The following is a 22,100-nucleotide window of genomic DNA, read 5'->3' on the forward strand; positions in this document are numbered from 1 at the left end:
GGGGTCGTCCGACCTGCTTGGATGCGTGGCGGACCCAGGGCGTGGGCTGGCCCGGCCGGTAGTGCGATAATCCGGACATGAGCGAATCCCCTTACGAGCGCGGCACCACCCATTTCGGCTTCCGCGATGTCGCCGCCAAGGACAAGCAGAAGCTGGTGGGCGAGGTCTTCACGTCGGTCGCCGGCAACTACGACCTGATGAACGACCTGATGAGCCTCGGCATCCATCGGGTGTGGAAGCGCTACTTCGTGGGCACCTGCCAGGTGAAGCGCGGCGACCGCGTGCTGGACCTCGCGGGCGGCACGGGCGACATCGCCGCCCTGCTGAAGGACCGCGTGGGCGACACCGGGCAGATCGTGCTGGGCGACATCAATGCCGGCATGTTGTCGGTGGGTCGTGACCGCATGACCGACCGCGGCCTGGTGCAGGGTCTGGAGTACGTGCAGTGCAATGCCGAGGCATTGCCATTCCCCGACGCCAGCTTCGACCTGGTCACCATTGCCTTCGGCCTGCGCAACGTCACCGACAAGGACGCCGCGCTGCGCGAGATGCATCGCGTGCTGAAGGTGGGCGGGCAGGCGCGGGTGCTGGAGTTTTCCGAAGTCACCGTGGACTGGTTCAAGCCGGTCTACGACTTCCATTCGTTCAAGGTGTTGCCGAGGCTGGGCAAGCTGTTCGCGCAGGACGCGGACAGCTACCAGTACCTGGCAGAGAGTATCCGCAAGCACCCGCCGCAGGCCGAGCTGCAGGGTATGATGGATGCCGCCGGCTTCGCCCGCACCAGCTTCCGCAACCTGTCCGCCGGCATCGTGGCCATCCACACCGGCTACAAGGTCTGACACGGGCGTCCAGACCACTGTAGGAGCGCCCCTTGGGCGCGATGCTTTTCCATCACCACCGGCAAGAGCATCGCGGGCATGGCCCGCTCCTACAGGGGCACACGGAACGCGCACCGGACGGACGCGCGCAAGGCAGCCTCCTCCCGGAGGGGTAAACTGTGCGCTTCCCCCGATCGCTGGAAGTCCCCTGATGCGTTCACTGGCTTTGCTGTTGTCCTGCGCCGCCGTGCTGGCGGCCGGGTGTTCCAAGGAACCCGAGTCCACTCCCGTGGCCGCGCCCAAGAAACCTGCCGTCGCCCAGGTCGCCGACCACGACGAGCATTCCTACGCCGAACCGCAGAAGGTCGCCATCGCCGACCTGGCGCTGGACATCGCCGTCGATTTCGACACCAGGACGATCGGCGGCACCGCCACCTACACCCTGGACTGGAAGGACAAGGCCGCCACCCAACTGGTGCTGGACACGCGCGACCTGACCATCGCCAAGGTCGAGGGTGAAGCGAACAACGCCTGGGCCCCGCTGCAATACGCGCTGGCCGCCAAGGACCCGGTGCTGGGCAGCAAGCTGACCATCGAGACGCCGGCGCGCAACGCGAAGGTCAGGGTCACCTACACCAGCTCGCCGGAGGCCTCGGGCCTGCAGTGGCTGACGCCCGAGATGACCGAAGGCAAGCAGCTGCCCTTCATGTTCAGCCAGTCGCAGCAGATTCACGCGCGCAGCTGGGTGCCGCTGCAGGACACGCCGCAGGTGCGCTACACCTACAGCGCGCACGTGACCTCGCGTCCGGACGTGATGGTGCTGATGAGCGCCGACAACGATCCGGCCGCTGCGCGCGACGGCGACTACACCTTCACGATGCCGCAGAAGATCCCGTCGTACCTGATGGCGATCGCCGCGGGCGACCTGGTGTTCAAGCCGATTTCCGCGCGCAGCGGCGTATGGGCCGAGCCGGCGATGGTCGACAAGGCCACCAAGGAGTTCGAAGACACCGAGAAGATGATCGCCACCACCGAGCAGTTGTACGGCCCCTACCGCTGGGACCGCTACGACATGCTGGTGCTGCCGCCATCGTTCCCGTACGGCGGCATGGAGAACCCGCGCCTGAGCTTCATCACGCCCACTGTGATCGTCGGCGACAAGACGCTGGTCTCGCTGATCGCGCACGAACTGGCGCACAGCTGGTCGGGCAACCTGGTGACCTTCTCCAGCGCCAAGCATGGCTGGCTCAACGAGGGCTTCACCAGCTACGTGGAGAACCGCATCGTCGAATCCCTGTATGGCAAGGAACAGGCCAGCATGGAATACGCGATCGCGCGCAACAGCCTGAAGAAGGACATCGGCACCATGCCGGAGGCCACCCAGTCGCTGGCGGTGAAGCCCGGCACCAAGCTGGACGCCGACGATGCACTCAGCGCGGTGTCCTACGACAAGGGCGCGTGGTTCCTGCAGATGCTGGAGGAGCGTTTCGGTCGACAGGAATTCGATGCCTTCCTGCGTGGTTACTTCGACCACTTCGCCTTCCAGAGCATCACCACCGAGCAGTTCCTCGACTACGCGAAGAAGAATCTGTTCGACAAGCATCCCAACCTGGTCACCGATGCCGAGATCCAGGCGTGGGTGTACGGCCCGGGTATCCCGGCCGGCGCGCCGCAGGTGCAGTCGCGTGGTTTCTCCAACACGGACACGGCGCGGATCGCGTGGCAGGGCAGCGGCCAGTTGCCGAATGCGCAGCTGACCAGCGCGTGGGTGACCCAGCAATGGGTGCACTTCCTCGAAGGCATGGGCCAGACGCTGACGGTCGAGCAGCTCAAGCAGCTGGACGACGCCTATCACTTCACCGGCACCGCCAACGGCGAGATCGCCATGCGCTGGTATCCGCTGACGATCCGTAGCGGCTACGTGGATGCGCGTCCGGAGATCGCGAAGTTCATCGAGCGGGTCGGCCGCCGCAAACTGATCATGCCGATCTACGAGGAACTGGTGAAAACACCGGAAGGACTCGCGCTGGCGAAGGAAAGCTTCGCGCGCGCCAGGCCGGGCTACCACCCGATCACGACCGGGTCGGTCGAGGCACTGCTGGCGAAGGCGCCGGCAAGTCCGTAAGGCATGGCAGTCCGCATGACCCGCGCATGGACGGCCGCCCTGGTGGTGGCCGTTCTTGTTTGTGCGCTGGTGGCGTGGGCAGTGCGCGATCCGATGGCACCGTTGCGCGTCGCCATGGCGTTGCAGGGAGCGTGGGTCGGGCTGTCCGAAAAGCGTGTCGTCATCGATGACCATCGTTGGGCCTACGACGAGCGCGAAGGGAAGGACCCTGCGGCTCCCACCGTGGTCATGGTGCACGGGTTCACCGGAAGCAAGGAGAACTGGTATCCGCTCGCGGCACGGCTGGGTGGCCGGTATCGGCTTGTCATCCCCGACCTGCCGGGCTGGGGCGAGAGCCAGCGTCTTTCCGGGGCCGACTACGGATTCTCGGCGCAGGCCGTGAGACTGGCGGCGTTCCTGGCGCACGTGCGACGCGACGGCAGCCCCATCGTGCTGCTCGGCCATTCGATGGGCGGCGGCATCGTGGCGATCACGTCGGCCGGGCATCCTGAACTCGTCGCACGCGTGGGCCTCATCGATGCGGCGGGCGTTCGGTTCGCCGACAACCGCTTCGGCATCGAAGTGCTGGCCGGACAGAATCCGTTCGCGGTCCACGACGCTGCGTCGCTGCAGCGCTACCTCGATACCGTCTTCCATGATCGCGGCGTGCAGCCGTCCATCCCGTGGCCGGCGTCGCGGGCGCTGATCGACTGGCGCATCGCACAGGCGCCGTTCGAACAGCAGGTGCTGGACCGCATCGGCCGCAGCGACGAACGCTTCCTGCCGGGCGAGATGGCTGCGCGGATCCGCCAGCCAGCCCTGCTGCTGTGGTGCCGGCAGGACCGCGTGATCGATCCCAGCGCGATGGCGCTCTACGCGGCCAGGATCCCGCAGGCCATGCAGGTTTCACTCGATGGTTGCGGCCATATGTCCATCATGGAAAAACCCGACGAGGTGGCGGCCGCAGTCGCCCTGTTGATCCAGCGAGGCGCACCCCGATGAAGAAGCACGCAATGAAATCCCTCCTGCTGGCGATCGCCTGCGCGGCCATCTCGGCCTGCGGCGATCGCGAAGCCGAACGTGCTGCCGCTGCCGCCGCGCAGGCGGCCGCCGTCGAGCAGCAGGCTGCCGATCTGGCGAAGAAATACGACAGCGCCGTGGCCTCCAGCGACTGGGACATGGCGCGCATCCACGGCGTGGCGCTGCTGGACCAGTATCCGCAGAGCGAGGCGGCTGCCCGCATCGGCCCGGGCCTGGACGACGTGAAGGGCAAGGCCGAAGCCGCGCGCGAGCAGCGCCGGATGGAAGCCCTGTGGGATTACTCGCAGGTCGCCGTCGACGGTGGCACGCAGCGCTCGGCCGCGCTGCTGAGCAAGGAACCGGTGGATGTGGACGGCAGCGGCGCCAAGCCGGTGCAACTGGTGTTCCGCGACCATCCCGCCTGGAAGCGCAGCAGCTATCTGGTGTTGCAGGCCAGCGACTTCGCCCGGGCGTGCTACAGCCGCTGCCAGGTGACGGTGGTCGCGGACGGTGCCGCACCGAAGCGGATGTCGGCAAACCGGCCGGATACCGACGAAGCCACCGCAATGTTCATCGACGACGAAAAGGCCCTGTGGCGGCTCGCGCGCAAGACTAAGGTGCTGGAAATCGAGTTCACGGTGAAGGATGGCAGCGCGCACAAGGCCGTGTTCGAGACCGGTGGGCTGGATGGCGGCCAGATGCCGGGATGGGATTGATACCTCACTGCCGTGCTGGATTCGGGGCGGTTCGTGCGGGTACTTTCGGGTTTCATCGCGTACTGATGGGATTGGTCGCGCAAGAGGTGTCTTCGCCCGTAGAAGGCGGCAACCTTGAGCCGAGGGAGTGGCTATGCGTCACTGCCGAGTGAAGTGATCCACACAAGGAGGTGAGATGAAGCTGTTGCCAAGACGCCTGCTGCAGGCGTTCGTCGTGTGTACGGGGCTGCTGATCGGCGGCAGCTTGATGCTGGTGGCTGCAGCGAAAGTGGAATCGACGCCCCATGGCGTTCATCAGCGCCTGCTGGTTCCACTGCCAGGCAGCGGCGCCATCGCGCTGCCGATCTATTCCGGCACGGGAGACGCGGTACGCATTCCCGGCTTCCTGGATGGTCCCGTCGTCAGCCATGTGCCGGACGGGGAGTGGACGGCTCGCTGGTTCTGCGAAGACCGGGTACACCAGATGACTGGGCGCGGGGAACTGCTGGAAGTGCACTGCGGCGGCACACGGCACGCGTTCATGCTGGCTGATGCGCCAGAGCCAGCGCCTGTGGGACCCATGCCCGCGAAGCTGGTGGTGATCAGCGACCTGGAAGGCAATCGTCGCTTTCTCGACGCAGCACTGGCGCGTCTGGGGGTTGCCGATGCGGACGGTAACTGGGGCTACGGCGACGGACATCTGGTCGTACTGGGCGATTCCGTCGACCGCGGTCGTGATGTGTTCGCCGTGTTGTGGCGCCTGTATGCGCTGTCGCAGCAGGCGCATGCGGCGGGAGGGGCGGTGCACGTGGTGCTGGGGAACCATGAGCAGTACGTATTGCGCAGCAACTATTCGCGTGCGCACCCGGAGCATCGCTACGCGATGATAAAGATGGGCGGCTATGCCGAGGCCCTCGCCAGCGGCACGGTCATCGGCGACTGGTTGCGCGCGCAACCGGTTGCGTTGCAGTTGGGACGCGTCGTGTTCGTGCACGGCGGCATAAGTCCGCGCGTCGTGGATGCGGACCTGACGATACCGGTGTTGAATGCAGCCAGCCGCGATTACCTGACAGCTTGAGGGAAGAACGCCAGCCCTGCGGCGCTGGAAGCCATCTTCGGCGTCGAGGGCCTTACACAGTATCGCGGCTATCTGACGGTCCTGCCGGAAGCGTATCCGCTGGCCGGCCGGGAGCAGATCGATGCTGCGCTGGTGGAGTTCTCTGCCGACCGCATAGTGGTGGCGCATACCCTCGTGGATCGCGTGGAAAGCCGTCACCAGGGGAGGGTGTATGCGGTGGACGTCAACAGTGATCACGCGCGCCCCGAAGTGTTGCTGTTCGAGAATGGCGAGCCACATGTCATCGACACAGGCGTGCCGCGCATGATCGCCGACGATGCGTCCCCAATGTTGCGAGAGGTCGGTCTGTTCAACCCCGCCGACCGTGCGATGCTTGGTGATATGTACCGCGAAATGCGCAGGATGGCGGGCCTTCCGCACCCTTACTGATCCGGATGCCCTGGCATCACTGCGTATTGGCCACCACCCGGTTCCGCCCCATCGCCTTGGCGCGGTAGAGCGCCACGTCGGCCTGGTTGAGCAGCCGTTCCAGCGTATCGGCGCCCTCCGGAGTGGATGGCGCGGACACGCCGACGCTTACCGTGATGTCGAGGATGCGCCCATCGTCCAGCGGCATGGGTTCGCCCGCGAGCGCGCGCAGGCGCTCGGCCACGGCGATGGCCGACACGGCGTCGACGCTCGGCAGCAGCACCGCAAACTCCTCGCCGCCCAGCCGGCCGAACAGGCCGTCTTCGCGCAGGTGCGTTCGCATCCGTTGCGCGAAGGTGGCCAGGACGGCGTCGCCCGCGGCGTGCCCATGGCGGTCGTTGACCGACTTGAAGTGGTCGATGTCCAGCATCATCGCGACAACAGGTTCGCTGCGGCGATGGGACTGCGCCATCAGGTCGCCGCCGCGGCGCAGGAAGGCGCGGCGGTTCAATGCGTTGGTCAGCGCATCGTGGTCGGCCGTATGGTTGAGGGTGGCGAGCAGGCGGTTGCGCATCGCATTGACGCTGGCGACCGTGAGGGGCGCCACCGCCAGCAACGCCATGCCCATGCGCAGCGAAATGACCGGCTGCACGCTGGTCTCCTGCAAGTGCAGATCGATCAGGCCCGTCGCGATCGCGACCAGTGTCCACATGCACAGCAATGCCGTGATCACCGCCGTGGTGAACAGGCGATACGCCAACGCGCACCACAGCAATGCCGGCACCGGGAAGGCGATGGCGCCCGGCCCTCCGATGGCCACGCCCAGCAGGATCGTCAGCGCCAGCGCGACCAGTGGCATCAGCAGCAGGGGCCGTTGGCGTGCGCGATGCAGTCCGTCGCGCAGGTCGCGAAGCACTTCCCCGGGTGCGGGTGCCAGCAGGACCACCGGCAGGATGGTCACGTAACTGACCAGTTCGGCGGAAAACCAGAAGCCGCTGGCCGTCAGGAAGCCCATCCGCATCATCGCGTGCGAGGTCAGGCTGCCCACCACGCTCGCGCCCACCGCTGCGGTTGCCGATACCGCCAGCACCCCCAGCATGGACAGTGGATGCTGCAGGCGGCGGTCTTCCTCGCGGATGTGGCGGAACAGGAGATAGCCGGCCAGTACGCCCGCCAGGTTTGCCGCCGTCAGGCGCAAGGTGGTGGGCAGTGACGTACCGGTGAGCAGGTCCGCCGCCACATAGCCCAGCGCAGCGGCCGCCCAGCCGGCGGGTGACGCCAGGGCCGGACGACGCGCGAACAGCCCCAACAGCAATGCATTGGTCAGCCAGAACGCGGCCAGCTGCTTTTCGGGACGGGTCAGGATGCCGAGGCCGCTGGCGAGGAAGGCCACCGCGGCGACCAGCAGCGCCTGGAGCGACAACCGACGGAACAGGGCAAGGGCGGACACGGGAGCGCTCGGATCCCGTGGAGTGGGTTGGCGTTGCTGCCCGACCATGCTGCCCCTGCCTGATTGCTGACGGCGCGGGGACCGGCGCCAGCGCCATTCCCCGGCCTTACCTTACGCATTGCGCATCGGCAGCGCGAGTGCGCCAGCCACCTTGCCGCGGCCAGCGCCGCGGCGGGACATGGGAATGTATCGGTTCGGGTTACAGCGAATAGCCGAACTGCTGCTTGAACTGCTCGTTGAACTCGTCGTAGTCGAAGCGCTGGTTCTGAGTCCCTGGGTGCTCGACTTTCAAGGCCCCCATCAGGTTGCCCATGCGGCCGATGGTCAGCCAGTCGTAGCCCTTCTCGATGCCGAAGATCAGGCCGGCGCGGAAGGCGTCGCCGCAGCCGGTGGGGTCGGTCACGCGGCGCTCGTGCGCCGGCGGGATGTCGTAGGTCTTGTCCGGCGTGTGGATCTGCGAACCGTGCGGGCCACGGGTCGTGATGTAGGCCTTCACGCGCTTGACGATATCGGCCTCGCTCCAGCCGGTGCGTTCCTGCAGCAGGTTGGATTCGTAGTCGTTGACGGTCACGTAGTCCGCCAGTTCGATGAAGTGGCGCAGTTCCTCGCCATTGAACAGCGGCATGGCCTGGCCCGGGTCGAAGATGAAGGGGATCCCGCCCTCGGCGAACTCGGCGGCGTTCTGGATCATGCCTTCGCGTCCGTCGGGGCTGACGATGCCGAACGTCACCCCGGCCACGTCCTTCACGTGGTTCTCGTAGCTGCGCATCATCGCGCCCGGATGGAAGGCGGTGATCTGGTTGTTGTCGTGGTCCGTGGTGATGAACGCCTGCGGGGTGAACAGCTCGTCGATCACCTTCACCTTCTCCAGGCGGATGCCCTGCTCGGTGAAGTGCTCGCGATACGGGCCGAAATCCTGCCCCACCGTGGCCATCGGGATCGGATCACCGCCCAGCAGCTTCAGGTTGTAGGCGATGTTGCCGGCGCAGCCGCCGAACTCGCGGCGCATGCGCGGCACCAGGAACGACACATTCAGGATGTGCACCTTGTCCGGCAGGATGTGGTTCTTGAACTGGTCCGGGAACACCATGATGGTGTCGTAGGCAAGGGAACCACAGATCAGTGCGGACATCGGCAGACTCGGCTGGAGGCGGATGCGGCCGTCCCGGGCCGCAGGAAAAGCGGGACGTGCGCCCCATTCCCGGCGCGCCGGTGCGAAGGTTACCGGCTGGGGCCGGTGCCGACCAGCCTTGATCCGGTGACGGTGGTCGCGCGACGACCGGGCCGAAGCGGGCGTGGGGGTGCCGCGGAGAGCGGTTTTCCCCTTGTATTCACGAGATTTTTCCTTGCCCGCACCATGCCGGATTGTTAGGCTAGCTGACTTCGTTTTTTGCCCAAAAAATCGCCATTTCAAGGCGATCCGCCCCCAGCAGGAACCCGTCCCCCGATGTTCAAGAAGCTCCGCGGCATGTTCTCCAACGACCTGTCCATCGACCTGGGCACGGCCAATACCCTGATCTATGTGCGCGGACAGGGCATCGTGCTGAACGAACCCTCGGTCGTGGCGGTGCGCCAGGACCGTGCCATCGGCGGCTCGCGCTCGGTCGCGGCGGTCGGCGCGGAGGCTAAGCAGATGCTGGGCCGCACCCCGGGCCACATCACCACCATCCGCCCGATGAAGGACGGCGTGATCGCCGACTTCACCTACACCGAGGCGATGCTGAAGTACTTCATCAAGAAGGTGCACAAGTCGCGCTTCCTGCGGCCCAGCCCGCGCGTACTGGTCTGCGTGCCGGCCGGTTCCACGCAGGTGGAGCGCCGCGCGATCAAGGAATCGGCCGAAGAGGCCGGCGCGCGCGACGTCTACCTGATCGAGGAGCCCATGGCCGCTGCCATTGGCGCCGGCATGCCGGTCACCGAGGCGCGCGGTTCGATGGTCATCGACATCGGCGGCGGCACCACCGAGGTGGCGGTGATCTCGCTCAACGGCATCGTCTACTCGCAGTCGGTCCGCATCGGCGGTGACCGCTTCGACGAATTCATCACCAACTACGTCCGCCGCAACCACGGCATGCTGATCGGTGAAGCCACCGCCGAACGCATCAAGCTGGAGATCGGCTGCGCCTACCCGCAGGCCGAAGTGCAGGAGATGGAGATCTCCGGCCGCAACCTGGCCGAAGGCGTGCCGAAGATGATCAAGATCAACTCCAACGAAGTGCTGGAAGCCCTGCACGAGCCGCTGTCCGGCATTGTCAGCGCGGTCAAGCTGGCCCTGGAACAGACCCCGCCGGAACTGTGCGCGGACGTTGCCGAGCGCGGCATCGTGCTGACCGGCGGCGGCGCCCTGCTGCGCGACCTGGACCGCCTGATCAGCGAGGAAACCGGCCTGCACGTGCAGGTGGCCGACGATCCGCTGACCTGCGTGGCCCGCGGTGGTGGCCGCGCGCTGGAACTGGTGGACATGCACGGCAACGAGTTCTTCGCGCCGGAATGATGAGGCAGGAACGAGTGGGGAGGAGTGAGAAGTGAGTCGGAGCGACTCCCCTGCCATGGCCTGTGTTGCACCCCTCACTCCTCACTTCTCGTTCCTCTCCACTCGCTTCTAGCCCCCCGTGCCTTCCTACGCCGGTCCCCCCGTCGCCTCCCGCCCCGGTGAAGTCGCCAGCACGCTTCGACTGCTGGGCTATCTGGCGCTGACCATTGCGCTGGTGATCCTGGACCATCGCGGTGGCTGGCTGTCGCAGGTGCGTGCGCAGGCCAACGTGGTCACGCAGCCATTGTGGTGGCTGGCCGGCCTGCCCGGCCGCGTGACCACCCGCGTACAGGACGATGCCGTGACGCGCAGCGGGTTGCAGGAAGAGAACGCGCGCCTGCGCAACGATGCGCTGGTCGCCAACGCCCGGCTCGCCCGCCTGCAGACGGCGGCGGCCGACAACGCGCAGTTGCGTGCGCTGCTGGGTGTGAAGACTTCCCGCGGGCTGGACGTGCAACTGGCCCCTATCCTGGACATCGACCTGGCGCCCGGTCGCCAGCGGCTGGTGCTGGACGCGGGCAGCCGCGCAGGGGCTACCGTCGGGCAGTCGGTGATCGACGCGGGCGGACTGATGGGACAGATCATCGAGACTACCCCCGCCCATGCCACCGTGCTGCTGCTGACCGACCCCGACCACGCGGTGCCGGTGGTGGTCGCGCGCAATGGCGTGCGGCTGATCGTCTATGGCCGTGGCCGCAACGATCTGCTGGAACTGGCCGATGTGCCGCTCAACAGTGGCGTGCAGGTGGGCGACCTGCTGGTGACCTCCGGCCTGGGTGGCCGCTTCCCGGCCGGGTTCCCGGTCGGCACGATTTCGGCCCTGCGTACGGATGACAGCCATGCCTTCCTGGTGGGCGATGTCACGCCGTCCGCGCGCCTGGATCGCGGCCGCGATGTGCTGCTGCTGAAGTCCGCGCCGCCACAGCCATTGCCGCCGGCCGATCCGGCGCGGTTCCTGCCCGAAGCGTCGTCGCCCGTGGAAGGCGCGACCCAGCCCGAAGACGTGCCGGCGTCCGCGCCCGCGACCCAAGGCCCCTCTCCCGTCGGGAGAGAGGTTGGGGTGAGGGGCAACGAAGGCAGTGTGGATGCGGCCGAACAAGCCTCTACCGCGCCCGCGACGGTTTCTCCGCGAGCGCCGAACACTGCGAACGTCCCGACCCTCACCCCAACCCCTCTCCCGGCGGGAGAGGGGCTCAACGCGCGCGCCCGACCCACTGAACCTCCGCCGCAGGAGCCGCAGCGATGAGTCGCGCGCGCGCCGGTTGGCTGATGCCGTTGAGCATCATCGTCGCCCTGCTGCTGGGCCTGCTGCCGTTGCCGGACCTGCTGCAGCCGCTGCGCCCGTACTGGCTGGCGCTGATCGTGGCGTACTGGGTGATCGAGGCGCCGGACAGCGCAGGCCTCGGTTTCGCCGTCGCCATCGGCCTGGTCGCCGACCTGATGTTCGGGACCCTGCTGGGCGAACAGGCGCTGCGGCTGCTCATCATGGCATTCATCCTGCAGCGCTTCCGCGCGCGGCTGCGCTTCTTCCCGATGTCGCAGCAGGCGCTGGCCATCGGTGGCCTGCTGCTCAACGACCGCATCGTCACCACGGTGGTGCACCTGGCGCTGGGCGAACCGACGCTGCCCTGGGAATACTGGTGGGCGCCGCTGGTGGGCATGCTGCTGTGGCCGCCGCTGTTCGTGCTGATGGACGCGCTGCGGCTGGGTCGCCGCAAGCGGGGCTGAGCGATGATCGGGCCGCGCCGGCGCAGCAAGAACCCGCATGCCGAAGCCGACCAGTTCCGTCGGCGCGCGGTGACGGGCTTCGTGGTGGTGGCGCTGTGCCTGATCGGCCTGGGGGCCTGGTACTTCAAGCTGCAGGTGGTCGATCACGACGACTACGCCACGCGCTCGGAAGCCAACCGCATCCGTCCGCGTCCCGTCGTGCCCGGCCGCGGCACCATCTACGATCGCAATGGACTGCTGCTGGCGGAGAACGTGCCGGCGTTCCGGCTCGACGTCACCCCGGACAAGGTGAAGGAACCGGCAAAGCTGGTGGCCGAGCTCGGCAGGATCATCGAACTCTCGCCCGAAGACATCGAACGCTTCGAGGCCACGCGCAAGGCCACGCGCGGGTTCCGCCCGATCACGCTCAAGCTGCGCGTGGGCGAGGAGGAAATGGCGCGCTTCGCGGTGGACCGCTGGCGTTATCCGGGCGTCGAGCTGGTGCCCTACCTGACCCGGCGCTATCCCTACGGCGACCTGTTCGCGCACATCGTCGGCTACGTGGGCCGCGTGGACGAGAAGGACCTCGAGCAACTGGGCGAGATCAATTCCGCCCTGACCCACATCGGCAAGACCGGGTTGGAGCGCTACTACGACGAACAACTGCGCGGGAAGATCGGCTACGAGAAGGTCGAAACCAACGTGGAGGGGCGCGCGCTGCGCGTGGTCGGGCGCGTGCCGGCACAGGCGGGTACCGACCTGCGGCTGAGCGTGGATGCGAAACTGCAACAGGCCATCGTCGATTCGTTCGGTGAACTGGAAGGCTCGGCGATCGCGGTCGATCCGCGCACGGGTGAAATCCTGGCGATGGTCAGCCTGCCCAGCTACGACCCCAACCTGTTCGTCAACGGCATCTCCAGCAAGGACTTCAAGGCGCTCAACGAGAACCCTTCGCGGCCGCAGTTCAACCGCCTGGTGCTGGGTGGCGTGGCGCCGGGCTCGACGCTGAAGCCGCTGATCGCGCTGGCCGGCCTGGACAGTGGCAAGCGCAAGCCCGAGGACACCGTCGTCTCGACCGGCATGTTCTACCTGCCGGGCACCAGCCGCGGCTGGGGCGATGCCAGCCGGCGCGGGCATGGCGTCACCGACCTGCGCAAGTCGATCTCGCAGTCGGTCAACACCTATTACTACCGACTCGCGCTGGACCTGGGCATCACCCAGTTCGACGACTACATGGAGCACTACGGGTTCGGCCAACCCACCGGCGTCGACCTGCGTGGCGAAATCGGCGGCATCCTGCCGTCGCCGCAGGCCAAACTGAAGGCGCGCAAGGAGCGCTGGTACCCGGGCGACACGGTCAACGTCGCCATCGGGCAGGGCGACTGGAAGGTCACGCCGCTGCAGCTCGTGCGGGCCACGGCCGGGATCGCCAACGGGCAGATGCGGCGTCCGCACCTGGTCAGCCAGACCCGCGTGGGCTTCGATCGACCGTGGGAGCCGATGCCGCAGCCTGCGCCAATTGCGATCAGTCCCAACCCCGCGAACGTGGCGGTGGTGCGGCTGGGCATGCAGGACACCATGCAGCCGGGCGGTACCGGCTGGCGCGTCGCCCTGGGCGCGCCCTATCTGATGGCCGGCAAGACCGGCACCGCACAGGTGATCAGCCGTCGCGGCACCGCCGCCGTCGATCCGCGCAGCCTGCCGATGCATCTGCGCCATCGCTCGCTCTTCGTCGGTTTCGCGCCTGCCGACAACCCCACGATCGCCATCGCCATCGCGGTGGAAGGTGGCGGCTACGGCGGCAGCACCGCGGGACCGATGGCGCGCAAGATTTTCGATGCGTACCTGCTGGGGAAGATGCCGGAGAAGGAAGCGGTGGAGGGCGGGGATCCGGGAACGGGAAGCGGCAACGCTCCACCGAGCCCACCCGTGCCTCAGGCCACGCCAGAGACGCCCACTCCGTCGGTGTCGCCACCGTCGGGAGCACCCGCTCAAAGCCCCTCTCCCGCCGGGAGAGGGGTTGGGGTGAGGGTTGGCGGAGATCGGATGGGTGGAGGCGTTCATGGCATGGCCGCGCTCGCACCGCATTCGCATGACATGGTCGCCATCGCGCCTGTCCCGACCCTCACCTCAACCCCTCTCCCGAGGGGAGAGGGGCTTGCAGGCGCGTGCGCGTTGAGGACATCGGCATGACCGACCTGCTGCGCTGGGGTTTCGATCTGCTGCGCCATCTGTTGCGCACGCTGGACTGGCCATTGCTGGGTGCGCTGGTCGCCTTGATGGCGATCGGCCTGGCGGTGCTGTACAGCGCCGGTGGCGAAGCGCTGGGTTCGCGTCTGGTACTGGCGCAGGGCGTGCGCTTCGGCGTGGGCCTGGTGGCGATGTGGGCGCTGTCGCGCGTCTCGCCGGTGCGGCTGCGCGCCTGGACACCGGGTGTGTTCGCGGTGGCGCTGGTGCCGTTGGTGCTGGTGCTGTTCATCGGCACCGGCAAGCACGGCGCGCACTGGATCGACCTGAAGTTCTTCTACCTGCAGCCGTCGGAACTGCTGAAGATCGCGCTGCCGATGATGCTGGCGTGGTACCTGCATCGCGAGCCGCTGCCGCCCGGCTGGCGCACGATCTTCGTGTCGGCGCTGCTGATCGGGCTGCCGACCGGCCTGATCCTGATGCAGCCGGATTTCGGCACGGCGATGCTGGTCGCCGCCAGTGGCGTGTTCGGGCTGTATCTGGCGGGGTTGTCGTGGTGGTGGTTCATGACGGCGGGCGTGCTGGGCGGCACCGCGGTGAGCCTGGTGATGTTCGCGCCGATCTCGTGGTTCTCCTTCCTGCGCGAATACCAGCAGAACCGCATCCTGACCTTCCGTGATCCCGAGAACGATCCGCTCGGCGCGGGCTGGAACATCCTGCAGTCGAAGATCGCGATCGGCGGCGGCGGATGGACCGGCAAGGGGTGGGGGCAAGGTTCGCAGTCGCACCTGGACTACCTGCCGGAGCACACCACCGACTTCATCTTCTCGGTGCTGTCGGAGGAATTCGGCTGGGCTGGCGTGGCGGTGGCGCTGTCGCTGTACCTGTTCGTCGTCGGTCGTTGCCTGTGGATCGCGATGGATGCGCGCGACACCTATTCGCGCCTGCTTGCCGGCACGCTGGGCATGGCGCTGTTCGTGTACGTCATCGTCAATGGCGGCATGGTGTCCGGCCTGCTTCCGGTGGTCGGTGTGCCGATGCCGTTGCTGAGTTACGGCGGCACGTCCGCGGTCTCGCTGCTCGCGGGTCTGGGCCTGGTGATGGCGGTGCGTGCGCACCGGCCCGTGCATGGATATTGATGCCGCATCACGACGCGCTCTGTTCACCCTGCACGCAAAGTCGCGTGCTACTCTCGCGCCGATGATGCGACACGCACTTTCCTGTCTGCTGGTGCTGGGCCTGGCGTCCTGTGCCACACCGCAACCGCCGCCGCCCGCTGCTTCGGCGACGCCTCCCGCTCCTGCCCCGGCGACGCCGGCCGAGACATCGGTCGAGCGCGTGGCCGAGGTGCCGCCGGAAGCGCTGAAGCCGGTCGATTTCCCCACCGCGCGCGCGCAGTTCGTGCAGGACACGGCGGCGAAATACGGCATCGCCCCGGTCGAGATCGAAGCCACACTGGCCAAGGCGCAGTTCCTCGACAGCGTGGTCGCGGCGATGTCGCGTCCCGCCGAGCGGGTGAAGCCGTGGAGCGAATACCGCGTCGGCTTCCTTACGCAGGCGCGCATCGATGGCGGCCGCACGTTCATCACCCAACACCGCGATGAACTCACCCGCGTCGAACAGCAGTACGGCGTGCCCGCCGAAGTGATCGTCTCGATCATCGGTGTGGAAACCAACTACGGTGGTTTCACTGGTCGGCACAAGGTGCTGGACGCGCTGTACACGCTGGCGTTCCGCTACCCGCGCACGGGCAATCCGGAACGTGCCGCTTACGAACACCGTCGCGAGCAGTTTTTCCGCGACGAACTGGCGCAGCTGTTCGCGCTGGGTCGTGAGGAGAAGCTCGACATCGCCTCGCTGACCGGCAGCTACGCCGGCGCGATGGGGCTGGGCCAGTTCATGCCGTCCAGTTACCGCGAGTTCGCAGTGGACGGCAACGGCGACGGTCGTCGCGACCTGTTCACCACCTATCCGGACATTTTCGCGTCCATCGCCAACTACTTCCGCAAGAAGGGCGGCGAGCGCGGTGGCTGGGTGCCGGGCGGCCCGGTGGTCGCGCGCGCGCAGTTGCAGGACGGCTTCGCCGAGTTCAACCCGGAAACCTGGACGCCGGACTACACGCTGGCGCAGCTGGCCGAGAAAGGCTACCGCCCGCTGGATCCGGTGGCGCCCGATGCGACCGCCACGCTGGTGCAGCTGGATGGCGCCGACGGCAAGCAGTACTGGCTGGGCTTCCAGAACTACTACGCCATCACCCGCTACAACAATTCGAAGATGTACGCGATGGCGGTGCATCAGCTGTCGCAGGCCATCGCGGGCCGAGAGATCCCGTCGGCATGAAGTGGCTGGCATTGCCCGTGCTGGCAGTGGCCTTGGCCGCATGCGGCACGGCGCCCAGGAAGCCGCCTTCGCCTTCCACGCTGGGCGGCGCGGCAACGCCGGCACCGGCCACGCCATCGTCCGGGATCGCAGGCAGGGACTGCTCGCGCTATGCGCCGGCGCAGGAAGATGTGTCCACGCGCGGCAATTACACCGCAGGCGGTCTCTACAAGCCGGGCGTGTCGGACACCACGCCTGACCACGTGCCGGACCTGGACTGCATCCGTGAGCCGGTCGTCACCGCCGAGCCGCGCTCGCGCGTGGGCAACAAGTCGCCGTACTCGGTGCTGGGCAAGCAGTATCGCGTGCTCGACCGCGTCGATGGCTATGTGGAGCAGGGTACGGCGTCGTACTACGGCAACAAGTTCCATGGCCGTCGCACCTCCAACCAGGAGGTGTACGACATGTACGCCTACAGCGCCGCGCACAAGTCGCTGCCACTGCCCAGCTTCGCGCGCGTCACCAACCTGGACAACGGCAAGTCGGTGGTCGTGCGGGTGAACGACCGCGGGCCGTTCCACGAAGGCCGCGTGATCGATCTGAGTTATGCCGCTGCCGTGCGCCTTGGCATCACCCATCGCGGCACCGGGCGCGTCGAAGTGCGCGCGCTGACGCCGGACGGCAGCGCGCTTGCCGCCGCGCCCGCACCGTCGCCTTCGGCGATCGACCAGTTGGTAGGGCAATTGCCGAAGGATGCCGCGCGCTACCACGTGCCCGCCAAGCCGGGTGATGCGCCGAGTGCGGCCGGTTTCGAGGCCTGGATGAAGGCCAACGGCGTGCGCGTGGCGTCCGGCAAGCCCGGTGTGCCGGTGGCGGCCGCGACGGTGGCTTCGACGCCCGCGGTTCCGCAGGCGGCGGCCGTGTCGCCCATGCCGCCCCTCTCGCCAGTCCTGCAGCTGCAGGTCGCCAGCTTCTCCAGCCGCGACAATGCCGATCGCGCGCTCGCGCGCCTGCTCGCCGCGGGCATCGCCGATGCGCGGCTCAGCGACGTGCCCGGTGCGGAACGCCCGCTGTGGCGGTTGCGCGTGGGCGCGACGGACGCCGCGTCGGCGGAGGCGCTGGCGGGCCGGATCGCCGGCCTGGGCTTCGGTCGTCCGCAGATCGTCCGCGACTAGGCTCGATACCGTCCGCCGTTTTTTTCGCTTTTCCAACCCGTGCCACGGCCGGCCTCCCTACAATATTCGCCTTGAACCGTCAGGCCCACGGCCTCGCCAGGAGTTTTCCGCCGATGAAGTTCCGTTTCGTTCTCGCCGCGCTTGCGACCACCGCCATGGGGGCCATCGCCCAGACCCCCCGCGCCCCTGACGCCTGCCGCCGCCCCGACTGCCGCCGTGGCCATCCCGCCCGCCCCCACGCCCACCGCCACTGCCTGGGTGTTGATGGACTACATCACCGGCCAGGTGCTGGCGGGTGAGAACTACAACGAGCGCGTCGAACCGGCCAGCATCACCAAGGTCATGACCTCGTACGTGCTGGCGGCCGAGCAGAAGAACGGCAAGATCAAGCCCACCGACCAGGTGATGATGAGCGAACGCGCGTGGCGCGAAGGTGGCGCCGGCACCGATGGCAGTTACAGCGGGTTTGCCGTCAACAAGACCGCTTCGCTGCTGGACATGGAAACCGGCATGGCCGTGCAGTCCGGCAACGACGCCGCAATCGCGCTGGCCGAGCATGCCGCCGGCAGCCAGGAAGCGTTCGCGTCGCTGATGAACAACTACGCCGCGCAGATCGGCATGAAGGGTTCGCACTTCGTCAACGCGCATGGCCTGTCGGCGCCGGAGCACTACTCCACCGCCTACGACCTGGCCCTGCTGGGGCGCGCGATGATCCGCGAACATCCCGAGCAGTACGCCTTCAACAAGATCAAGGAATTCACGGTTGGCGCCATCACCCAGCCGAACCGCAACCTGCTGTTGTGGCGCGACCCCAGTGTCGACGGCATCAAGACCGGCCACCATTCCGCGGCCGGCTATTGCCTGATGAGTTCGGCCAAGCGCGGCGACCAGCGCCTGATCGCCGTGGTGATGGGGTCCACGTCCGAGAAGCAGCGCGCCGACGACAGCCTGGCGCTGCTGAACTGGGGCTTCCGCTTCTATGAAACGCACCGCCTGTACGAGCCTGGCAAGGCCATCGCCACCCAGCGCGTGTGGAAGGGCAAGGCCAAGGAAGTCCAGCTGGGCGTCGCGCAGCCGATGCTGGTCAGCGTCCCGCGCGGCCGCTACGAGGACCTGAAGCCGACCATGGACGTGCCGAAGACGCTGGTCGCGCCGATCACCGCAGGCCAGGCCATCGGCACGGTGAAGGTCACGCTGGACGGCAAGGTCGTGGCCGAATCCCCGCTGGTGGCGATCACCGCCATCGAGGAAGCCGGCTTCTTCAAGCGCCTGTGGGATGCCTTCTGGATGTGGTGGGAGTCGGAGTGATCCGGCGCGCACCATGATGACGAAGAAGCCGGCGAAAGCCGGCTTCTTCATTTCCTTCTCAGCGCATGCCCGCGGCAATCAAGCCGATCGCCAGAATCGCAATGGGGATGGCCAGCAGATTGAGGCGGCTCAGCCGTTCGCCGAAACCGGACACGCCCACCAGCGTGCCCAGCAGCACCACGCCGATGTTCATCATCGAGAACACCACCGCCGGATTCTCCGGCAGTGCGCGGTGGGCCTTCACGTAGAACAGGATGTTGGCGAAATTCAGCGTGCCCAGCAGAAGGCCACTGGCAAGCGCGGCGCCGGTCAACGCGATCCGCGCACGCCAGGCCCGCAGCATCTGTACGACCAGCATCACCACGAAGGCCGAGACGAAGGCCACCTGCAGCGAAGCGGCAAACGGCGTGCCCGCTGCGGAAAGACGCTTCAACAGCACGTCGACGCTCGCGTAGCCCACCAGCACGAGCAGCGGCAGCGCCCAGCCGGTCCAGTCCGCGTCCGCATCGCGGGCCGGCCCTGATCGCGGGCGCAGCACCAGCATGACGATGGCCACCACGCCGAGGACGAGGCCGGTGATCCTCAGGCTGTCCACGCGTTCGCCGAACCACAGGAACGCCGCCAGCAGCGACAGCACCAGCGACATCCGTTGCGCCACGTCGGTGCGCACGATGCCGGCTGCGCGCACCGACGCCGACAGTGCCAGGAAAATGCCGGGCAGCAACAGGGCCAGCAGGGCCAGCTCCAGGTGCGGCGCGTCGGCGCGCGAGAGGGCTGCCAGCGGGGGGTCCAGCAGCGCGAAGCACAGCAACGACGCGGCCAGGTAGTTCCAGGTGATGCCCTGGGCGATATCGATGCCGCGCCGCTGCATCAGCTTGAGCAGCACCGAGACCAGGACGCTGCAGACGACGCTGACGAGCAGGTAGGGCACGGCAGGACTCGCGGGAGGGGAGCGGATTATCGCGCAAGGCGCGGGCAGGCCATCGCGCCGCATTGCTGGCCGGAGCCCGTCACATTTATCGTGCCTAGCGGGGTATACGGCTGCCATGGCCTATCATCGAGGGCGGGGACGTCGGCGCATGTGCCGTGACGCCTCCGCATCGATGGAATGCCCCACAGGGGGCGACAACCTTTCAAGGAGATATACAAGTGAACAGGGGAATGAACAACACGCTCCGCATCGCAGTGGGCATGCTGGCGATCGCCGCCACGCTGCCTGCCTTCGCGCAGCGCCAGAGCGCGCAGGACCAGCGCAAGCAGCAGATGGCCGAGATCCCGACCTGCACCAAGCCGCTGGGCGCGATCTCGGTGATCGAGCCGGAGGACGGCGTGAACTGGTGGAGCGGCCAGCAGCTGCCGGCGCCATCGAAACTGATCAAGGTCTTCGTCAACAAGTCGCGTTGCTTCACCCTCGTTGATCGCGGCGTGGGCATGGGCGCGGCGATGGCCGAGCGCGACCTGGCCGCCAGCGGCGAGCTGCGCAACCGCTCCAACATCGGCAAGGGCCAGATCCGCGCCGCCGACTACGTGCTGGTGCCGGACCTGATCTCGCAGAACAGCAATGCCGGCGGCAATGCGATCAGTGGCCTGCTGGGGGGGCTGGTGGGTGGCAACCTCGGCCGCGCCGTGGGCGGCCTCGACTTCAAGAAGAAGACCGCCGACGTGGTGCTGACGGTCACCGACGTGCGTTCCTCCGAACAGGTCGCGATGGCCGAGGGCAGCGCGAAGAAGACCGACATCGGCTGGGGCGCGGGTGGCAGTCTGTTCACGGGCAGCCACTGGGGCGGCGGCGGCGCCAGCGGCTACGCCAACACCGAGATCGGCCAGGTCATCACGCTGGCCTACCTGCAGGCGTACACCAACCTGGTGACCGAGCTGGGCGGCCTGTCCGGCAACGCGTCCGCTTCCAACGCCCAGCAGGCAGTGGAAATGACCAAGCCGGGTCGCCTGTTCGCCAATCCCAAGGGCACCGGCAAGGCCGTGCGCGACCTCGACCCGGGCATGCTGCTGTACCCCACCGGCAACAAGGACGGAATGATGTGGGAAGTCGAGGATGAGTTGGGCAACAAGGGCTGGGTGTCGTCCAGCCTGGTGCAGCTGGCGCGCTGAGCCGCCTGCTGGTGTGCACGAAGGGCCGCGAAAGCGGCCCTTCCTCGTTCCGGGATGCCCACGGCTTGGCTTTCCCGCCCGCCATCCCAATAATTCCCGCATGGAAATCAAATCCGACAACCCCGAACACGGCTTCCAGTTTCCCGGCACCTTCGAGCTCAGTGCCATGGGCACGGCCGGCACCGGGCTGGAAACCGAACTTCCCCGCCTGCTGGAAGCCTCCGGCGTCGCGGTGGTGCATGAAGACATCACGTGGAAGCACTCAGCCAACGGCAAGTACGTGTCCGTCCGCATCCGCTTCCAGGCCAACGACCGCGCCCAGTACGACGCCGCCCACGTTGCGTTGCGCGACCATCCGGAAGTGAAGTGGACGCTGTGACGTCGCCCTGCATCGTCCGCGAACTGGGACGGCAACCGTATGAGCCGGTGTGGCGCGCCATGCAGCGCTTCACCGACGCGCGCACCGATACCACCGGCGATGAACTGTGGGTGGTCGAGCACGATCCGGTGTTCACCCTCGGCCAGGCCGGCAAGGACGAACACGTGCTGGCGCCGGGCGACATCCCGGTCATCCACGTCGACCGCGGCGGGCAGGTGACCTATCACGGCCCCGGTCAGATCGTCGCGTATCCGCTGTTCGACCTGAAGCGCCTGAGAGTCGGCGTGCGGGACTACGTCTGCAAGATCGAGCAGGCGATGATCGACACGCTTGAGGAATGGAACATCCATGCCGAACGCAAGGAGGGCGCCCCCGGCGTGTACGTGGCCGGCGCCAAGATCGGGGCGCTCGGCATCCGCGTGCGGCGCGGCTGCACGTTCCATGGCCTGGCGTTCAACATCGCGATGGACCTGGAACCGTTCCACCGCATCAACCCCTGCGGCTACCAGGGCCTGCAGGTGGTTTCGCTGGCCGACCTCGGCGGTCCGAGCAGCATGGACCAGGTGAAGTCGGTATTGCTGAAGCACATGGCGGACCAGTTCGGCCTGTCGCTGCAGCACGAAGCGGCGTTGCCGGATCTGTCGCAGGCGGCGTAATCCGCTTGTTGTAGGAGAGACGTCAGTCGCGACCGCACGGCTGGCCTGCCAGCGAGCGTGGAGGGAGTGCAAAAGCATGCCCCCTGACATGAAGCGTCCTGACCAGGCCTCAACGCCGAGTCGTGGTCCGCGGTCGCGACTCACGTCGCTCCTA

The 22,100-nt window shown here is 67.2% G+C and carries 18 protein-coding genes and 2 pseudogenes; 17 read left to right on the forward strand and 3 right to left on the reverse strand.

Translation table 11 applies throughout. The annotated features are described in order from the left end of the window. Nucleotides 1-77 precede the first annotated feature (77 nt). The 6 genes from ubiE to OY559_RS02475 all read left to right on the forward strand — a co-directional run bounded on the left by ubiE (nt 78) and on the right by OY559_RS02475 (nt 6,144). Nucleotides 78-839: a bifunctional demethylmenaquinone methyltransferase/2-methoxy-6-polyprenyl-1,4-benzoquinol methylase UbiE gene (gene ubiE / locus OY559_RS02450; RefSeq protein WP_277728547.1), complete on the forward strand. Its 762-nt coding sequence runs from the start codon at nt 78-80 to the stop codon at nt 837-839. A gap of 190 nt (nt 840-1,029) precedes the next feature. Next, nucleotides 1,030-2,943 carry a M1 family metallopeptidase gene (locus tag OY559_RS02455; RefSeq protein ID WP_277728548.1) on the forward strand — a complete coding sequence of 638 codons (1,914 nt, stop codon included), beginning with the start codon at nt 1,030-1,032 and terminating at the stop codon, nt 2,941-2,943. A gap of 15 nt (nt 2,944-2,958) precedes the next feature. Continuing rightward, nucleotides 2,959-3,924: an alpha/beta fold hydrolase gene (locus OY559_RS02460; RefSeq protein WP_277728549.1), complete on the forward strand. Its 966-nt coding sequence runs from the start codon at nt 2,959-2,961 to the stop codon at nt 3,922-3,924. A gap of 11 nt (nt 3,925-3,935) precedes the next feature. Next, the gene (locus tag OY559_RS02465; protein WP_277728550.1) at nt 3,936-4,658 is read left to right on the forward strand and encodes a hypothetical protein; all 723 of its coding nucleotides are present in this window, start codon (nt 3,936-3,938) and stop codon (nt 4,656-4,658) included. A 175-nt stretch (nt 4,659-4,833) separates the two neighbouring features. After that, nucleotides 4,834-5,715, forward strand: coding sequence for a metallophosphoesterase (locus OY559_RS02470; RefSeq protein ID WP_277728551.1), 882 nt, complete (start codon nt 4,834-4,836; stop codon nt 5,713-5,715). A 132-nt stretch (nt 5,716-5,847) separates the two neighbouring features. Next, nucleotides 5,848-6,144, forward strand: coding sequence for a hypothetical protein (locus OY559_RS02475; protein ID WP_277728552.1), 297 nt, complete (start codon nt 5,848-5,850; stop codon nt 6,142-6,144). 16 nt (nt 6,145-6,160) lie between these two features. Here the strand turns inward: OY559_RS02475 and OY559_RS02480 are convergent, their stop codons facing one another. Next, a complete protein-coding gene (locus OY559_RS02480; protein ID WP_277728553.1) occupies nt 6,161-7,573 on the reverse strand; it encodes a GGDEF domain-containing protein in 1,413 nt (470 codons plus the stop codon). Nucleotides 7,574-7,772: 199 nt separating this feature from the next. Next, nucleotides 7,773-8,705 carry a carbohydrate kinase family protein gene (locus OY559_RS02485; protein ID WP_142123240.1) on the reverse strand — a complete coding sequence of 311 codons (933 nt, stop codon included), beginning with the start codon at nt 8,703-8,705 and terminating at the stop codon, nt 7,773-7,775. A gap of 315 nt (nt 8,706-9,020) precedes the next feature. On the opposite strand from OY559_RS02485, the gene OY559_RS02490 reads away from it, so the two are divergent. The 8 genes and pseudogenes from OY559_RS02490 to OY559_RS02525 all read left to right on the forward strand — a co-directional run bounded on the left by OY559_RS02490 (nt 9,021) and on the right by OY559_RS02525 (nt 18,802). Then, nucleotides 9,021-10,067, forward strand: coding sequence for a rod shape-determining protein (locus OY559_RS02490; RefSeq protein ID WP_055937350.1), 1,047 nt, complete (start codon nt 9,021-9,023; stop codon nt 10,065-10,067). Nucleotides 10,068-10,185: 118 nt separating this feature from the next. Further along, nucleotides 10,186-11,352, forward strand: a complete 1,167-nt coding sequence (gene mreC / locus OY559_RS02495; RefSeq protein ID WP_277728554.1) for a rod shape-determining protein MreC — start codon at nt 10,186-10,188, stop codon at nt 11,350-11,352. After that, nucleotides 11,349-11,834 carry a rod shape-determining protein MreD gene (gene mreD, locus OY559_RS02500; RefSeq protein ID WP_277728555.1) on the forward strand — a complete coding sequence of 162 codons (486 nt, stop codon included), beginning with the start codon at nt 11,349-11,351 and terminating at the stop codon, nt 11,832-11,834. Before mreC ends, mreD begins: the two co-directional genes overlap by 4 nt. Before the next feature lie 3 nt (nt 11,835-11,837). Then, nucleotides 11,838-13,676 (forward strand): annotated as a pseudogene (mrdA, locus tag OY559_RS02505) (penicillin-binding protein 2); the annotation flags it as partial. A gap of 326 nt (nt 13,677-14,002) precedes the next feature. Next, nucleotides 14,003-15,139 (forward strand): rod shape-determining protein RodA, encoded by a 1,137-nt coding sequence (gene rodA, locus OY559_RS02510; RefSeq protein WP_277728556.1) that lies wholly within the window; start codon nt 14,003-14,005, stop codon nt 15,137-15,139. 61 nt (nt 15,140-15,200) lie between these two features. Beyond that, nucleotides 15,201-16,340, forward strand: coding sequence for a lytic murein transglycosylase B (gene mltB, locus OY559_RS02515; protein ID WP_277728557.1), 1,140 nt, complete (start codon nt 15,201-15,203; stop codon nt 16,338-16,340). Further along, nucleotides 16,337-17,494 carry a septal ring lytic transglycosylase RlpA family protein gene (locus tag OY559_RS02520; RefSeq protein WP_277728558.1) on the forward strand — a complete coding sequence of 386 codons (1,158 nt, stop codon included), beginning with the start codon at nt 16,337-16,339 and terminating at the stop codon, nt 17,492-17,494. Before mltB ends, OY559_RS02520 begins: the two co-directional genes overlap by 4 nt. Nucleotides 17,495-17,607: 113 nt before the next feature. Beyond that, nucleotides 17,608-18,802: pseudogene (locus tag OY559_RS02525) on the forward strand (D-alanyl-D-alanine carboxypeptidase family protein). Between the two features lie 58 nt (nt 18,803-18,860). Here the strand turns inward: OY559_RS02525 and OY559_RS02530 are convergent. Beyond that, a complete protein-coding gene (locus OY559_RS02530; RefSeq protein WP_277728559.1) occupies nt 18,861-19,733 on the reverse strand; it encodes an EamA family transporter in 873 nt (290 codons plus the stop codon). 260 nt (nt 19,734-19,993) lie between these two features. Between OY559_RS02530 and OY559_RS02535 the strand changes: the two genes are divergently transcribed. The 3 genes from OY559_RS02535 (at nt 19,994) to lipB (ending at nt 21,946) form a co-directional block, all read left to right on the forward strand. Next, the gene (locus OY559_RS02535) at nt 19,994-20,911 is read left to right on the forward strand and encodes a CsgG/HfaB family protein (RefSeq protein WP_277729895.1); all 918 of its coding nucleotides are present in this window, start codon (nt 19,994-19,996) and stop codon (nt 20,909-20,911) included. Between the two features lie 100 nt (nt 20,912-21,011). Further along, nucleotides 21,012-21,290, forward strand: coding sequence for a DUF493 family protein (locus OY559_RS02540; protein ID WP_277728560.1), 279 nt, complete (start codon nt 21,012-21,014; stop codon nt 21,288-21,290). Further along, complete coding sequence (lipB, locus tag OY559_RS02545; RefSeq protein ID WP_277728561.1) at nt 21,278-21,946, forward strand: lipoyl(octanoyl) transferase LipB; 669 nt, start codon at nt 21,278-21,280, stop codon at nt 21,944-21,946. Before OY559_RS02540 ends, lipB begins: the two co-directional genes overlap by 13 nt. Nucleotides 21,947-22,100: the final 154 nt, after the last annotated feature.

It is taken from the genome of Pseudoxanthomonas sp. SE1 (genome assembly GCF_029542205.1).
Lineage (GTDB): Bacteria > Pseudomonadota > Gammaproteobacteria > Xanthomonadales > Xanthomonadaceae > Pseudoxanthomonas_A.